We start from the raw sequence: 14,867 nt of genomic DNA on the forward strand, positions 1-14,867 counted from the left end.
CCAATCCCCTCTTTTTATTATATAATTCTAAATTATCACAATAAAAATCGATTTACACCAATAAAGTGAAACTTTGATCAGTGGGGGGTTTATTCATCCCCCCACTGATTATTAGTTGAACCAATCGGGCTTTTACGGGCAGTTGATCCCCCCACCTAACTTCTTTGCTTCCGCTGAATTTTTGGGTGGGGGTCTTACTGCCCGTTAATGCGGGATAAATAACAATTATTCACATGTTATTTCCCCATATAAAAAAGACCCTCCTTATGAAAAGGAAGGTCTCAAATGTATTTCTATTATGATAAAGCAGGAGCTTTTTCAAGTAGCTCTTTCGCATCAGCGTATTGTAAGCCGTGAGCTTCTGCAACTGCTTCGAATGTTACATAACCATCTAATGTGTTAATACCTTTTAGTAATGCAGTGTTGCCTAAACAAGCATCTTTATAGCCTTTGTTAGCAATTTGCACTGCATATGGTACTGTTACGTTTGTTAATGCAAGAGTTGACGTACGTGGAACCGCACCTGGCATATTAGCAACTGCATAATGAACAACGCCATGTTTTTCGTAAGTTGGGTTGTCATGAGTTGTAATACGATCAGTTGTTTCGAAAATACCACCTTGGTCAATCGCAATATCTACAACGACAGAACCTGGTTCCATTGATTGAATCATTTCTTCAGTTACAAGTTTTGGCGCTTTTGCACCTGGAATTAATACTGCTCCAATAACAAGGTCAGATTCTTTAACAGCTTCTGCAATGTTGTATGGATTAGACATTAATGTTTTTACTTGGTTACCGAAAATATCATCTAATTGACGAAGACGTTCTGCACTTAAGTCAATGATTGTTACATCTGCACCTAAACCTACTGCAATCTTAGCTGCATTTGTACCAGCTTGACCACCGCCGATGATTGTTACTTTGCCGCGTTTTACCCCTGGAACGCCTGCAAGTAAAATACCTTTACCGCCTTTGTTTTTCTCAAGGAATTGTGCACCGATTTGTGCAGACATACGACCAGCTACTTCACTCATAGGTGCAAGTAATGGTAAAGAACGATTGTCTAATTGTACTGTTTCGTATGCGATTGATGCAACTTTGTTATCGATTAATGCTTTCGTTAATTCTGGTTCTGGAGCTAAGTGTAAGTATGTGAATAAAATTAAACCTTCACGGAAATAGCCGTATTCACTTGCTACTGGCTCTTTTACCTTCATAACCATATCTTGATTCCATGCTTCTTCAGCAGTTTCTACAAGTTTCGCACCAGCTTGTACGTATTCTTCATCCGTAAAGCCAGATCCTAAACCTGCTCCTTTTTGAACAAAAACTTCATGACCATTTTGTACTAAATGTACTGCTCCCGCTGGCGTCATTGCCACACGGTTTTCATTGTTTTTAATTTCTGTTGGAATACCGATACGCATGATTAGTTCCCCCTTGAGTTATGAAATGACCCCTGAATCATTTTTTAAAGCGCTTTCTACGCTCTTATATTTTAACATAATATCTCAATATTTGACAAAAAATAATACAAGTTTTCCGATAGATTTAATTTTATATTAAAGGACAGTATTATCCGCACCTATCAGCACAATGGATAAACTGTCCAATTATTCGAAACTTCATCATATTTTATTCTATCGATGTCTATGAATAACATCCACTGCACCAGTCACTTCGATAATTGTACCGGTAATCATATCGGAATCGTCCTCACATAAAAACGAAATGGTTCTTGCAATATCTTCACCTGTTCCAGATCTACCAATCGGTGTGTTATGCTCTTTCAGCTGACGTGCTTCTTGAATAGTAGCCTCTTTCATATCGCCAATAATATCACCAGGACATACCATGTTCGCAGTAATACCAAACTCCGCTTCTTCATAAGCAACTGTTTTCGTTAATGAAACAAGTCCTACTTTCGCTGCCGCAAAAGCTGAGCGATAAATCCATCCCGGTGCACTATCCGCCCCTTGAAATCCGTAATTAATAATACGGCCAAAGTTCTGTTTTCTCATGACCGGAACGACAAGTTTTAATAAATGAAATACCGCTGTTAAATTTCCCTGAATCATTTCATTCCATTCATCTTCTTCATAATCAACTAACTTTTTTCGTTCAAATACATATGGACCAGCATTATTAATTAAAAAGTCAATTTTGCCAAAACGGCTCATCGCTTCTTCTACTATTTTATGTAAATCTTCCTTTTTAGTGACATCCGCTTGCACGAATTGTAGACGCTTTTCCACATCTTTATATGTTTCTTTCATCGTTTCCATAGCCGCTATATCGCTATGATACGTTACTGTTACTGAATATCCTTTAGCCAATAATTTTTCTGTTACTTGCTTTCCTAAACCTTTCGTACCGGCTGTAATGAGCGCGTGTCTCACAAAACTGCCTCCTTTTAAATTGCTATACTTCATATGTAACAAGTTCTCGCTCCAATTACAACTAAAATGAATTGAAACAGAGTTTTCAAAATTCTGTAACGTTTCTGGCAAGCACGTTACCAAAATTTGTTTTATAATTAAGTTGTAAACAGTTATAAAACAGATTGGGAGGAATTTACTATGAATAATACATATACAAATATTTTAATCGCGGTGGATGGTTCTAAAGAAGCAGAAAAAGCTTTTAAAAAAGCAATTCAAGTCGCAAAGCGCAACAATGCAACATTAACAATTGCTCATATCGTTGATGTAAAAGCATACTCAGCAGTAGAGGCTTATAGCCGTGCAATTGCTGAACGTGCAAATCTATTTGCAGAAGACTTATTAGAAGACTACAAAAAAACTGCGCTTGAAGCTGGTCTTGAAAAAATTGAAACTGTATTAGAATTTGGTAACCCTAAATCTAAAATTTCAAAAGAAATCGCTCCAAACCATAAAGTAGATTTAATTATGTGTGGTGCGACTGGTTTAAATGCTGTTGAACGCTTCCTAATCGGTAGCGTCTCTGAACATATTATTCGCTATGCGAAATGCGATGTCCTTGTTGTTCGTGGTGATGAGGAGCAAGGTGATCTTTAATTTATAGATAAAACACCAAGTCCACATAGGCTTGGTGTTTTTCATTTTATCAACTTCACTATAAACACAAGACATGCTACGACAACAACGGTAATTGCCAATACATAAGGCGGCAGAAACTTCAAAGACCATAATGCCATCATGATTGTCGCAACTGTTAAATACGTTTGCTTTGCGTCTTCTGTCATTTTTTCACGAAGTAAGAAGACGTACAAATAGCCAATTGGCGGCGTAATGAAGCAAAGAACATATATGATTTTTGATTTTAAATACCATTTTTGTTCTCCAAGTTTCTTTATATCCCCTTCTATTCTCTTATGCTCTTGTTCTCTCGCTTCTTCTAAAAGTGGATTTTCCTCTTCTCCTCGCTTTTCTTTCATATAAGGAAGAAAGTGCATAAAAAAATAGTATGCGAATACGAACGCTCCAAATCCAATATTTAATCTTTCTAATGGAATATGATCACTAAAAAAAGCAGCAGTAAGCACTAAAGACAAACAGTACGTCATCATCCAAAATGAACGTTTTCTCTTTTTCCGTTCCATTTCTTTTTTACCTTGTATATCTTTTCTTTTCGAAAGCCATATAGAAATAAAGCAATCTACTACAAATAGAATAAAGATAAATATCCCAACGTCTACTGTTTCTACATCCTTAAATGAAAAGACATTCGGGAATGCAGCGTGTAATACGATTAGCGTGTACAAAATTACCCCTATAAAATAAAGTGAAACTTTAATCAGTGGGGTTTTGTTCCTCCCCCACTGATTATTAGTTGAACCAATCGGGCTTTTACGGGCAGCTGATCCCCACCTAACTTCTTTCCTTTCGCTGAATTTTGAGGTCGGGGTCTTACTGCCCGTTAATGCGGGATAAATACGTCTCATTTTTCATCCCTTTCTTATTTCCTAACATTAGGTTAACATACATTTTTTAGAAATAGACGGACAAAATATATATGTGTAAAAAAGGAGGATGCTATATGGATGATTCTGAACGCATTATTTTAGACGTGAACGGAAAAGAAATTGAAATGCTAGATACAATCCGCACTCATTTTAAAGAGAAACATGGCGTTGAACTAAGTAATGGTGCATTGCTTCGTGATTTGATGGATATTGAGTATATTCGAATTACAGAAGATCGACATAAGTATGATTAAAAGAAAAACGACTGCAGGCGAATGCCATCAGTCGTTTTCTTTCTTTATTTAAGCTCTTGATGTTTCCCGCCCATACCACCAGGCTCATTGCTATCTTGGTGTACAGTTAGTTTATTTGTTTTCGTATCTTTTAAAACTCTATATGTATATGATTCATTTGGTTCATCTTTAAACTGTACATTCATACCATATGAATCCATTTTGCTATAAAAGGCCGGTTTTATATATAAAATATCACTTTCTTTATATCCTTTATCTTGCAAATGCCACATCGTTGCGATAATCGCTTCTTCTCGCTTTTCTTTTTCACCAACATACATATATTTGTCCAAAAGAAACACTTTAGCATTTGCAATTAAGCTAATTAACAGTACAATGATAAACACTATTTTTTTCATAGACTTCCCCTAAATTGTTATTTTTTACTATATTGTAACTTAAATGCTAGTAAAAAATAAAGTACGCCAGACTTTACTAGACTGGCGTACTTCCCAACTCAATTCTTAATAACTTCTTTCGTTAACCCCTTCGCCTTCTCCAAAGCGTTTTTGATTTGTTCAAACCCTGTCCCACCAGCACTATTACGACGCTTTACAGCCGCATATGGTGAAAGAACTTCATACAAATCTTCTTCAAATAAAGAGCTCATTTCTTGATATGTTTCAAGCGGGACATCTAATAAATAAATTCCTTTTTGTGTGCAATGTAGCACTAACTTCCCAACAATTTCATGAGCTTGACGGAATGGTAGTCCTTTGTTTGCTAAGTAGTCGGCAATTTCTGTTGCGTTGGAGAAATCTTGCGTCACAGCTTGCCCCATTTTTTCTTTGTTTACAGTCATCGTTTCAAGCATGCCCGCCATAATATGAAGGCATCCTTCTACTGTTTTCACTGTATCAAACATTCCTTCTTTATCTTCTTGTAAGTCTTTATTGTAAGCGAGTGGTAATCCTTTCATTACTGTAAGTAAACTGAATAAATTACCGTATACTCTGCCAGTTTTCCCACGGATTAGTTCCGCCATATCCGGATTTTTCTTTTGCGGCATAATGCTGCTTCCTGTCGCGTATTGATCGCTAATTTCAATAAATTGAAACTCTTGGCTACTCCATAAAATAAGTTCTTCACAAAAGCGTGATAAGTGCATCATAAGCATAGATGAGTTACTTAAAAACTCCAGTATGAAATCACGATCACTGACTGCATCTAAACTATTTTCATAGATTCCATTAAATCCAAGAAGTTCCGCACTATATTCTCGGTCGATCGGGAATGTCGTCCCAGCTAGCGCTCCTGCTCCTAATGGGGAGATATTAATACGCTTTAATGAATCTTCATAACGATTCACATCACGCTCTAACATCCAAAAGTAAGCAAGAATATGATGAGCAAATGAAATCGGCTGAGCACGTTGCAAATGCGTATAGCCAGGCATAATTGTCTCAATGTTATTTTCTGCTTGATGAACAAGAACAGTTTGCAATTGTTTTGTAGCTTTTATAATATGTTCTACCTTTTCTTTTAAATACAAATGCATATCTGTCGCCACTTGATCGTTACGACTTCGGCCTGTATGAAGTTTCCCTCCTACTTCACCGATTTTTTCAATTAACATCTTTTCAATATTTAAATGAATATCTTCAGCTTCAACCGAAAAATGCAATTTATTTTGTTTCGCTTCTTCTAATAAATATTGAAGACCTATCTTTATTTTCTCTGCCTCTTCTTTCGTAACGATGCCTTGCTTTGCTAGCATCGTTACGTGTGCAATACTCCCGTTTATATCTTGATTTACTAATTGTTGATCGAAGGAGATGGATGCTCCAAACTCTTCAACCCATGCTTCCGCTTCTTCTGTAAAACGTCCGCCCCAAAGTTTGCTCACGCTTCCACCTTCTTTTGATTCACTTGGCTGTATACTTTCGTCGGTAAACCGAATAATGAAATGAATCCAACTGCTGCATCATGATTAAATTCATCTTGAGCAGTATATGTTGCTAATTTTTCATCGTATAAAGAGTATTCAGATTTACGTCCTTCTACAATCGCATGACCTTTAAATAATTTCACACGCACTGTACCTGTTACATTCTTTTGCGTTTCTTGTAAAAATGCATGAAGCGCTTGTTTTAAAGGCGAGAACCATAAACCGTTATAAATAAGTTCTGTTATTTTCTGTTCAATCACTGGTTTAAAATGCGCTACTTCTTTTACGTGTGTTAAATCTTCCAACTCTTTATGCGCAGTGATTAACGTCATTGCTGCTGGACATTCGTATACTTCACGAGATTTAATACCGACAAGACGATTTTCTACGTGATCAATACGTCCAACGCCGTGTTTTCCAGCAAGCGCATTTAACGTTTTAATTAATTCTGAAAGTGAATATGCAGTGCCATTTAAAGTCGTCGGTACGCCTGCTTCAAATCCGATTTCTACAAACTCTGGTTTATTCGGTGTATCTTCTAACGCTAATGTCATCTCATATGCATCTTCTGGTGGCGCTGCCCATGGATCTTCTAAAATTCCACATTCGTTGCTGCGTCCCCATAAGTTTTGATCAATTGAAAATGGGCTATCTAAATGAATCGGAATCGGCACATCATTTTCTTTTGCATATGCAATTTCTTCTTCACGTGACCACTTCCATTCACGTACAGGCGCAATCACTTCTAAGTAAGGATTTAATGCTTGAATAGAAACTTCAAAACGAACTTGATCATTCCCCTTTCCTGTACATCCGTGTGCAACTGCAGTTGCGCCTTCTTGTTCTGCGATTTCTACTAATTTCTTCGCAATAAGCGGACGAGATAATGCAGAGACAAGAGGGTATTTCCCTTCGTATAATGTGTGTGCTTGCATCGCCATCAATGCATATTCATTCGCAAATTCTTCTTGGACATCCACCATATATGATTTAATTGCACCTACTGAAAGTGCCTTTTCTTTCACAAACCCTAAGTCTTTCCCTTCCCCTAAATCTAAACAAAGTGCGATAATATCATAATTCTTCTCTTGTAACCATTTAATTGCAACGGAAGTATCAAGACCTCCGGAATATGCTAATACAACTTTTTTCTTCTCCATTTTGCATCCCCCCAAAGAATAAATATTCATTTTCTTTTATAATAATTCACACTTTACCACCTTTCACAAAATGTATCAAGAGTCATTTTCAAATTTTTTCAAACAATTTCGTCGAACTTCTTTCTGTTTTTCTGTACAATATAAGCAGGACAACGGGGGTGAACTTATGGAAAATTATTTCTTATACGATGAACATCTAGGAATTGAAATTCCGCATTTACAAGAAGACTGGGAAGAAATCCCCGAAAAAATGCAACATGCTATTTTACTAAAATGGGAACAAGTTCGCGGGAAAATTCCTGATCGTATAAAAGAACTTGAGCACTATATTAATACAAAACAACATTATTTAAATAATGAAGAAGACTTCGAAGTTTCTTGTAAACTAAATTCAGAAATTGCCGATCTTGCTTCTATCATTAATGACCTTTGGCTTTGGTATCGACTCACTCAAAATGTATCTGAGGGGAAAGCACACCAATGAAAAAAGCATGCCCCTCAATTACTTTGGGTCATGCTTTTTTGTCGTAACAAGATTTACAATATATCTCTTGTGCTGTTTTCGCCAAACATACATCAAATGGACCAACTAATATACTTCTTTCTTTCGGCAACTTTACAAAAGCAACAAGCTCTTCTTCATATTGAATTTTTTTCTGACATGAAATGCATATTAATTCTTTTCTTTTGAACATGTCTTTTAGCATCTCTTCACTCTCCCCTTCATCTATCTATATTAATATACTCTCATAATAGTTAAGGATTGTAAAAAAATGACACATTCCGAATCGAATGCTTCATATACTATGTACAAAAGGAGGTCTCAAACCTATGCGCGCTTTCGTTATTATCGCTTTAACTTTTTTAAGTGTGATTAGTTGGGATGCGTTTTTTAAAGATAAAAATGATGAAAAGAATACAACTGAATAAAACCCTTTTTTTCTTACTTATTGGACAAACCTTTACAAACTGTCCAATCCTCCAAAATAACTTAGGCTTTTCTACAAAAATATTTAAACATAACATTTTTTGTAGATTCCCTCCGTTTATTGTCGGTTTCCATCCGCATACATTTTTTAAAAGTATGATATAATAGTATAAATCTTGAAGGAAGGGATTTTGATATCATGATCGCTCGAAGGAGCATGTGGCATCGTATTGACGAATCATACACATAGCGTATTTTTCAGCTCAGATACTTTAGTCTAGCGAAAAAAATACGAGAGTGGGGAAATTATGATTGCCCGAAGGATAATTTGGCAAAAAAAAGACTCTTCTTACACATAGCGTTTTGTTTAGGACTTAATTGTTACTAACTAAACAAAACAAAGAAGAGCAGGATTGCTAAATGACGAATCCTACTCCACGTTTTGTTTAGTCGTTTTAAGACTTAAACTAAAACGAAGGTAGGGAGAATTGATGGACGAGAGGATTATTCGTTATTTCTTCAGCGACATATAGCGTAGTTAGTTTTTTCGTAAACTAACTGAAAGCTACATGTGAGCTCGTAGTTAGTTTACAACACAAAAAGGACTACTAACTACGGAAAGAAGGAATAACGATGAGGAACATCCAAAGTCGGCAAATTATTAAAGAAATTTTTATGGTTTTAATCGGTTCATTTATTTTAGCAGCAGCGCTATATCATATTCACTTTCAAAACCACTTAACAGAAGGTGGATTTGTAGGAATTGCACTATTCATTCAAAACTTTTATGATATTTCACCATCTATTTCAACTGTATTAATGGATATCCCAATTATTTTACTGTGTGCTTCATTTTTAGGTAAAAAAATGGTTGGCTATTCATTCTTAGGTTCAATTTCATTCGGAGTATTTTATTCCTTTATGGAAAATTATTCTCCATTTACGGTAGATTTATCAAATAACTTATTTATAGCTGCAGTAGTTGGCGGTGCGTTAGCTGGTATTGGACTCGGTTTTATATTGCGATTTGGCGGTGCAACCGGTGGAGACGATATTTTAACAATTGTATTAAGTAAACGAACTCGTTTTACAATTGGGCAAATTTTCTTCGTCTTTGACGCGATTGTTCTTGCGCTTTCATTATATTATTTAAATTGGACTGAAATTGCTTTTACTATTCTTTCGATTGCCGTACAGGCCAAAACATTAGATTTAATTTATTATCCAAAAACAGAAAAAACAGCAGAAAAGCAGCCAGTATCTGTTCCAATGTCAAAAAAACATGCAACAAATTAAAAAAGCGAAAGGCTTCGGCCTCTCGCTTTTTTTACGCTCTTTTTTCTTTCTCGACTATATGGCGCACTTGATAAAATCTATTTGCAAATTCAGTAACATTTCTTGTTAAACGATAATTCACTGTAGATCCAATTGCCATTCCAATTACCGGAATACCTTGGAATAATTTACGACGAAGAGCATAAATCGAAAATGTCTTCAAAATTTGTTTTAACACAACTTCAGTAGAAGCTGTTTGTAACACCGCTTCGTCTCCTTCATAAAAGAACGAATCTTCTTGTTCCAGCTCTTGCAATAAATTGTACCATGCGTATTGCTGAAGTCTTCCTGGTAGTAATGACGCGTGAAACACCTTTAACGCAAGCATCATTTCATATGGCTTGTTCACATCATGCCCAAATGATGTTGCAATAAGTTGGACCGCCTTCACATTTAACGCGATCATAACCGGAAAATCCGCCGTTAATAATAATAAACCTCCAGCACCTGTCGCCCCGCCTTGCACAAATGAATATAGACGATGACGTGCTGTTTGCTGCTCTGCTATGTATGTTAACTGATCAATAGACAATGCTTTCAAATCTTCAAGCTGTTCAATCGATTCATCAAATAATCTCGATGTTCCTAAAATCCGATTACGTGCATCTAACTGTGCTTGTGAACTTTGAATAAATGCATGCAAATGAAAGAGCCATCCATCTGCTTTCGTGAAGAATTCTTTTCGCTTTTTCTCAGGTAATTTCGCAACTGTAGTATGTAACCATTTATCAAACACTTTTTGAAAATCGGTCGCTTCTTGCTCAACTAATTGCGCTTCCCATTCTTTTATATTGTCTAAAATGGCTTGTTCTCGCTTCGATCGCATCGTAACAACCACCTCGTTCGATTTTTTTCTATTGTAACATATTTCTGCTTATTCTTTACAAATATGCTTGTATATCTCTTTTCACATACCCTTTATGAGTGACATAAAATAATAGCAAAAAGGATGAGATGCTTCACATGAATCTATCCAATCTAAAACAAAAGTATAATGCAGTATTCAGCTTAGGACAAAACTGTTGGCCTGCTTGGGCATTATATCAATTAGAATTATCACCATTTTTTGGCGTTATTGATTTTATGCTAAGTCCTTCATTAACGAAAGTAAATTTATTATTACAAAATCGATTTGACCGTTTTTTAAATTTCGAAAATCTATCCTTCATCTCATTTTGGGATGATGATGCCAAATTAAGATTAAGGGACAACCTTTATGAAATTGACTCCTGTCATGACTTTAAAACAGATGTAAACACACCAACTTCTTGGCCTTCTTATACAGAAATTAAGTTAAACTATGAACATCGAATTAATCGTTTTCTAACTACAATTGAAACGGCAGAATCCATATTGTTTATTCGAACTGGAGGAACATATGAAGAAGCATGTTCCCTAGAACAAATTTTATCTCAAATCGTTACACATACATTCTCTGTCCTATTACTAATTCCTGCCGATATACCAACTATCACCCAAGAAGATTGGGGATTACAACATACTTGCGTTATGAAATGTCCTATTATGGATGTATACCAATACAATGAAGCATTTTGGAAAGAGTTATTTGATGGAATTACAGTTAGACCGCACACTTAAATACACGATACTTTTATCACACCATACATTATAATCGTCCTTATACGAAACAAATAAGGAGTGATTCTATATGTATCCACGTGCAAAGGCTTTCGGTCTTGCTGTACATCAGGATCGCCTTCTCGTACAAGAATATCATACAGAAGGCGAAACATATTATCGTCCTCTTGGCGGTTCCATTGAATTTGGTGAAAAATCAGCACATACTGTTATTCGGGAGTTTAAAGAAAAGCTTCATACGGAGATAGAAATCATCAATTATTTAGGTTGTTTAGAAAATGTCTTTCATCTAGATGGGGCATTGGTCATGAAATCATTCAACTATATTCTTTGCGTTTATTAGACACATCACTATATGAAATGAAAATATTAAATATACAAGATGAGCAAACAGTAGCGTATGCGAAATGGATTCCTATTACGGCATTCATTCAGAAAGAAAAAATATTATATCCGGATGGAGTTTTAAAATATATCCAAAAGAAAAAAGACGAAATCCTATAGGATCTCGTCTTTCTTTTCATATATTAACCAATATCTCCAAGACGTAGTACGTCACGAGCAATCATAACTTCTTCGTCAGTTGGAATTACGATAATTTTTACTGGAGAGTGTGGGAAGCTGATGAATGCTTCTTCACCGAATACGTTATTACGTTTTACATCGAAGTATACGCCCATGTACTCAAGGCCTTCTAATACGCGCTCACGAATAATCGCACTGTTCTCACCTACACCAGCTGTAAAGATGATTGCGTCTACACCTTTCATACGAGCTGTGTAAGAACCGATGTATTTGTGGATACGGCTTACGAATACATCAAGTGCTACTTTCGCACGGTGGTCGCCTTCTTCTTCTTTCGCAATGATGTCACGTAGGTCACTAGAGTAACCAGTAAGACCTAACATACCACTCTTCTTGTTTAATACGTTAACTACTTCTTCTACTGTTTGGCCTGTTTTTTCCATGATGTATGGAATTAACGCAGGGTCAAGGTTACCAGAACGTGTACCCATTGTTACACCAGCAAGTGGAGTGAAGCCCATAGAAGTATCGATAGATTTACCGCCTTCTACTGCTGCGATACTTGCACCGTTACCTAAGTGACAAGAAAGTAAGCTTAAGCTTTCAATTGGACGACCTAATAATTCAGCCGCACGCTCAGTTACATATTTATGAGAAGTTCCGTGGAAACCGTATTTACGGATGCCGAATTTTTCATAGTACTCATATGGTAAGCTGTATAGGAATGCAGATTCCGGCATTGTTTGGTGGAATGCTGTATCGAATACTGCTACTGCTGGTACGTTTGGTAATACTTCTTTGAATGCTTTAATACCAACAACGTTTGCTGGGTTATGAAGTGGTGCTAAATCGCTTAATTCTTCGATATCAGCTAATACTTCATCAGTAATTAAAACAGAGTCAGCAAATTTTTCGCCGCCGTGAACAACACGGTGACCGATACCGCCAATCTCATCTAAAGATTTAACGATTCCGTTTTCAGTTAATTTTTTAAGAAGCATATTAACTGCTACTGCGTGATCTGGAATGTTTGTAATTTCTTTTTGTTTTTCGCCATCTACAGTAATAGTGAAGATACTATCTTCTAAACCGATACGTTCTACTAAACCTTTTGTTAATACTGTTTCACTTGGCATTTCAAATAATTGGAATTTTAAGGAAGAGCTTCCTGCGTTAATCGCGATGATTTTTGACATCTAGTCTTTCGCCCCTTTTTCTCTTGGTAGTTGTGTGGATGTTTCCACAAACCGCTCGATTTTATCTAATCAAATTTACTAAATATGAAAACGTTTCATCATTAGCAAATTTTATACTCACGATTTTAATTTAAACATCGTCCGACATATATTTCAAGTGAAAAAATTGTAACACCAAGAAAAAATATATATTACAGATTTCAAAAAAATTCAGTTAAATCTAGTATATATTTAAAAATATGACATATTATATAAAACTGTACTACATAAATCACTAACTCTGTTACATATACCCAACTTTATTTATGTGTTGCAAACCAAGTATTTAATTGATCCATAATATTCTCCATCGCCTTCATGTTAGAGAATTTAGGCAACTCCACTAATAACGCCTGTTTTGGCATTGTTACATTAGAGCCTTTCTTTTGGAGAACAAATATACTTTTTGCATTTTTCTCGTTTTTAAACATGGAAACAGGAAGCTGTAATAACCCTTGAATAAAGCATGTTTCTTTAATAAATGCATGTAATTTTGGTGCCTGGTCACTTTCAAAAATAAAGTTTGGTACTAAGAAGAATAAGTACCCGCCCTCTTTCGTATGTTTCACACTTTGTTCAATAAATAAGTGATGGGCATACGACATTCCTTCATCTGCTTTTAATTTATATTCACTTGCACCGATTTCGTTTGGATAGTAACCAATCGGTAAGTCTGAAACGACTGCATCAACTGGATCGATATAAAGTGGTGCTAGTCCATCTTGATGGAAGAATTCGATTGCATGCTTTTGTAAATTTGCATTTACTAAAGCAAGTTTAATTAGCACTTCATCCACTTCTACACCAAATCCACTCATTGTTAGTCCTTCTTTGGCGCTATTAAACACTGTAGTCATTAAATTTCCTGTTCCAATTGCAGGATCTAAAACTGTAATTTCGTTTTGACCTTGCATAAATTTATGGAATAAGTAACTCATGAACATTCCAACTGCATCAGGCGTCATTTCATGATTCGCTTGTACGCCTTCTTTCATTCCTTTTAAGATGGCTAACTGAAATGCTTTACGAATTTCTTCACCTTTATATGTTTCTTCATTAAACGTACTATATTCACGATTCAGCCTTTCAATTGCTGATTCGGATAATTCCTCTTGTAAAATCGCTCCCTCAAACAAGTTATCACCTGTTTCTACAAGCGCCTCTAAATATGTCACATCTAATTCTTTACGTAAAACTACCGCAGAAGAATCAAAAATAGAAAATAATGTTTCCACTGTCTGACTCACGTACATTCCTCCTTCTCTCTTTTACACATAACTTATATCATACCACAAAGTGATTTTTTCCAAAAAGAAAAAGCGACCTCCTGTAAAGAGCTCCCTCTCAAGTTATATATGATATAACGTTTTTTCTCATATATCGGCACCGTTACGCAGCGATATATGAGAAAAAACGACCTCTTTATAAGAGGTCATTTCCTTCACATTACTTTGCAGATTTAGCTGCTTCTAATGCTGCTTCATAGTTTGGATGGCTTGTACCTTCGCCTACGTATTCTACGTAAACTACTTTGTCATTGCTATCTACTACGAATACTGCACGAGCAAGTAAACGAAGTTCTTTCATTACTAAGCCGTAAGCTTCACCGAATGAAAGGTCACGGTGGTCAGAAAGTGTTACAACATTTTCTAAACCGTTTGCTGCACACCAGCGTTTTTGAGCGAATGGTAAATCAGCGCTAATTGTTAATACTTTCGCGTTTTCAATACCTGCTGCATCTTGGTTAAAACGACGTGTTTGTGCATCACACACACCTGTGTCGATTGAAGGTACAACACTAATTAATTTTACTTCGCCTTTGTATGTTTCTAAACTTACTGGAGATAAGTCGTTTGCTAATACTTGGAAGTTTGGCGCTTGATCGCCAACTTTAACTTCTGTTCCAACTAAAGTCATTGGATTACCTTTAAAAGTTACGTTTGCCACTTGAAAAT

The 14,867-nt window shown here is 36.0% G+C and carries 16 protein-coding genes and 1 pseudogene; 6 read left to right on the forward strand and 11 right to left on the reverse strand.

The annotated features are described in order from the left end of the window. Positions 1 to 296: 296 nt before the first annotated feature. Both ald and MR170_RS03825 read right to left on the reverse strand, forming a co-directional pair. Positions 297 to 1,430, reverse strand: a complete 1,134-nt coding sequence (gene ald, locus MR170_RS03820) for an alanine dehydrogenase (RefSeq protein WP_001219402.1) — start codon at positions 1,428 to 1,430, stop codon at positions 297 to 299. Positions 1,431 to 1,643: 213 nt separating this feature from the next. Then, on the reverse strand, positions 1,644 to 2,435 hold the full coding sequence (locus tag MR170_RS03825) for an SDR family oxidoreductase (protein ID WP_242307306.1): 792 nt from the start codon (positions 2,433 to 2,435) through the stop codon (positions 1,644 to 1,646). 147 nt (positions 2,436 to 2,582) lie between these two features. Between MR170_RS03825 and MR170_RS03830 the strand changes: the two genes are divergently transcribed. Continuing rightward, a complete protein-coding gene (locus tag MR170_RS03830; RefSeq protein WP_001066672.1) occupies positions 2,583 to 3,041 on the forward strand; it encodes a universal stress protein in 459 nt (152 codons plus the stop codon). Positions 3,042 to 3,082: 41 nt separating this feature from the next. Here the strand turns inward: MR170_RS03830 and MR170_RS03835 are convergent, their stop codons facing one another. Then, positions 3,083 to 3,781 carry a hypothetical protein gene (locus tag MR170_RS03835; protein WP_242307307.1) on the reverse strand — a complete coding sequence of 233 codons (699 nt, stop codon included), beginning with the start codon at positions 3,779 to 3,781 and terminating at the stop codon, positions 3,083 to 3,085. A gap of 242 nt (positions 3,782 to 4,023) precedes the next feature. Between MR170_RS03835 and MR170_RS03840 the strand changes: the two genes are divergently transcribed. After that, the gene (locus MR170_RS03840; RefSeq protein WP_000342760.1) at positions 4,024 to 4,203 is read left to right on the forward strand and encodes a hypothetical protein; all 180 of its coding nucleotides are present in this window, start codon (positions 4,024 to 4,026) and stop codon (positions 4,201 to 4,203) included. A gap of 44 nt (positions 4,204 to 4,247) precedes the next feature. Here MR170_RS03840 and MR170_RS03845 read toward each other — a convergent pair whose 3' ends face one another. The 3 genes from MR170_RS03845 to MR170_RS03855 all read right to left on the reverse strand — a co-directional run bounded on the left by MR170_RS03845 (position 4,248) and on the right by MR170_RS03855 (position 7,290). Further along, on the reverse strand, positions 4,248 to 4,601 hold the full coding sequence (locus tag MR170_RS03845) for a DUF3139 domain-containing protein (RefSeq protein WP_016080084.1): 354 nt from the start codon (positions 4,599 to 4,601) through the stop codon (positions 4,248 to 4,250). Positions 4,602 to 4,699: 98 nt separating this feature from the next. Then, the gene (gene argH / locus MR170_RS03850; protein ID WP_242307274.1) at positions 4,700 to 6,088 is read right to left on the reverse strand and encodes an argininosuccinate lyase; all 1,389 of its coding nucleotides are present in this window, start codon (positions 6,086 to 6,088) and stop codon (positions 4,700 to 4,702) included. Next, positions 6,085 to 7,290, reverse strand: a complete 1,206-nt coding sequence (locus MR170_RS03855) for an argininosuccinate synthase (protein ID WP_242307276.1) — start codon at positions 7,288 to 7,290, stop codon at positions 6,085 to 6,087. The genes argH and MR170_RS03855 overlap by 4 nt, the downstream gene beginning before the upstream one ends. A gap of 166 nt (positions 7,291 to 7,456) precedes the next feature. Between MR170_RS03855 and MR170_RS03860 the strand changes: the two genes are divergently transcribed. Further along, the gene (locus MR170_RS03860) at positions 7,457 to 7,774 is read left to right on the forward strand and encodes a hypothetical protein (RefSeq protein ID WP_048563687.1); all 318 of its coding nucleotides are present in this window, start codon (positions 7,457 to 7,459) and stop codon (positions 7,772 to 7,774) included. A 28-nt stretch (positions 7,775 to 7,802) separates the two neighbouring features. On the opposite strand, the gene MR170_RS03865 is transcribed toward MR170_RS03860, so the two are convergent. Continuing rightward, on the reverse strand, positions 7,803 to 7,997 hold the full coding sequence (locus MR170_RS03865; RefSeq protein WP_000910273.1) for a hypothetical protein: 195 nt from the start codon (positions 7,995 to 7,997) through the stop codon (positions 7,803 to 7,805). A gap of 854 nt (positions 7,998 to 8,851) precedes the next feature. Between MR170_RS03865 and MR170_RS03870 the strand changes: the two genes are divergently transcribed. Continuing rightward, a complete protein-coding gene (locus tag MR170_RS03870) occupies positions 8,852 to 9,514 on the forward strand; it encodes a YitT family protein (protein ID WP_043935401.1) in 663 nt (220 codons plus the stop codon). Positions 9,515 to 9,545: 31 nt separating this feature from the next. Here MR170_RS03870 and MR170_RS03875 read toward each other — a convergent pair whose 3' ends face one another. Beyond that, positions 9,546 to 10,379 carry an EcsC family protein gene (locus MR170_RS03875; protein WP_001256853.1) on the reverse strand — a complete coding sequence of 278 codons (834 nt, stop codon included), beginning with the start codon at positions 10,377 to 10,379 and terminating at the stop codon, positions 9,546 to 9,548. Between the two features lie 137 nt (positions 10,380 to 10,516). Between MR170_RS03875 and MR170_RS03880 the strand changes: the two genes are divergently transcribed. Next, positions 10,517 to 11,152, forward strand: a complete 636-nt coding sequence (locus MR170_RS03880; protein WP_016080078.1) for a DUF1796 family putative cysteine peptidase — start codon at positions 10,517 to 10,519, stop codon at positions 11,150 to 11,152. 70 nt (positions 11,153 to 11,222) lie between these two features. After that, positions 11,223 to 11,656, forward strand: a pseudogene (locus tag MR170_RS03885) (NUDIX hydrolase). A gap of 23 nt (positions 11,657 to 11,679) precedes the next feature. Here MR170_RS03885 and ackA read toward each other — a convergent pair. The 3 genes from ackA to tpx form a co-directional block, all read right to left on the reverse strand. After that, complete coding sequence (ackA, locus tag MR170_RS03890; protein WP_016080076.1) at positions 11,680 to 12,873, reverse strand: acetate kinase; 1,194 nt, start codon at positions 12,871 to 12,873, stop codon at positions 11,680 to 11,682. A gap of 299 nt (positions 12,874 to 13,172) precedes the next feature. After that, positions 13,173 to 14,159, reverse strand: coding sequence for a class I SAM-dependent methyltransferase (locus MR170_RS03895; protein WP_000084365.1), 987 nt, complete (start codon positions 14,157 to 14,159; stop codon positions 13,173 to 13,175). Between the two features lie 199 nt (positions 14,160 to 14,358). Continuing rightward, the gene (gene tpx, locus MR170_RS03900) at positions 14,359 to 14,859 is read right to left on the reverse strand and encodes a thiol peroxidase (protein WP_000024527.1); all 501 of its coding nucleotides are present in this window, start codon (positions 14,857 to 14,859) and stop codon (positions 14,359 to 14,361) included. Positions 14,860 to 14,867: the final 8 nt, after the last annotated feature.

Source organism: Bacillus cereus group sp. BfR-BA-01524 (genome assembly GCF_022662595.1).
Lineage (GTDB): Bacteria > Bacillota > Bacilli > Bacillales > Bacillaceae_G > Bacillus_A > Bacillus_A thuringiensis_S.

Excerpts from the sequence above, each read along its gene's own strand:
- MR170_RS03855 (WP_242307276.1), bottom strand. The coding sequence starts at position 7,290 with ATGGAGAAGAAAAAAGTTGTATTAGCATATTCCGGAGGTCTTGATACT.
- MR170_RS03840 (WP_000342760.1), top strand. The coding sequence starts at position 4,024 with ATGGATGATTCTGAACGCATTATTTTAGACGTGAACGGAAAAGAAATT.
- MR170_RS03880 (WP_016080078.1), top strand. The coding sequence starts at position 10,517 with ATGAATCTATCCAATCTAAAACAAAAGTATAATGCAGTATTCAGCTTA.
- MR170_RS03825 (WP_242307306.1), bottom strand. The coding sequence starts at position 2,435 with ATGAAGTATAGCAATTTAAAAGGAGGCAGTTTTGTGAGACACGCGCTC.
- MR170_RS03875 (WP_001256853.1), bottom strand. The coding sequence starts at position 10,379 with ATGCGATCGAAGCGAGAACAAGCCATTTTAGACAATATAAAAGAATGG.
- MR170_RS03865 (WP_000910273.1), bottom strand. The coding sequence starts at position 7,997 with ATGCTAAAAGACATGTTCAAAAGAAAAGAATTAATATGCATTTCATGT.
- MR170_RS03845 (WP_016080084.1), bottom strand. The coding sequence starts at position 4,601 with ATGAAAAAAATAGTGTTTATCATTGTACTGTTAATTAGCTTAATTGCA.
- MR170_RS03860 (WP_048563687.1), top strand. The coding sequence starts at position 7,457 with ATGGAAAATTATTTCTTATACGATGAACATCTAGGAATTGAAATTCCG.
- MR170_RS03830 (WP_001066672.1), top strand. The coding sequence starts at position 2,583 with ATGAATAATACATATACAAATATTTTAATCGCGGTGGATGGTTCTAAA.
- ackA (WP_016080076.1), bottom strand. The coding sequence starts at position 12,873 with ATGTCAAAAATCATCGCGATTAACGCAGGAAGCTCTTCCTTAAAATTC.
- ald (WP_001219402.1), bottom strand. The coding sequence starts at position 1,430 with ATGCGTATCGGTATTCCAACAGAAATTAAAAACAATGAAAACCGTGTG.
- MR170_RS03870 (WP_043935401.1), top strand. The coding sequence starts at position 8,852 with ATGAGGAACATCCAAAGTCGGCAAATTATTAAAGAAATTTTTATGGTT.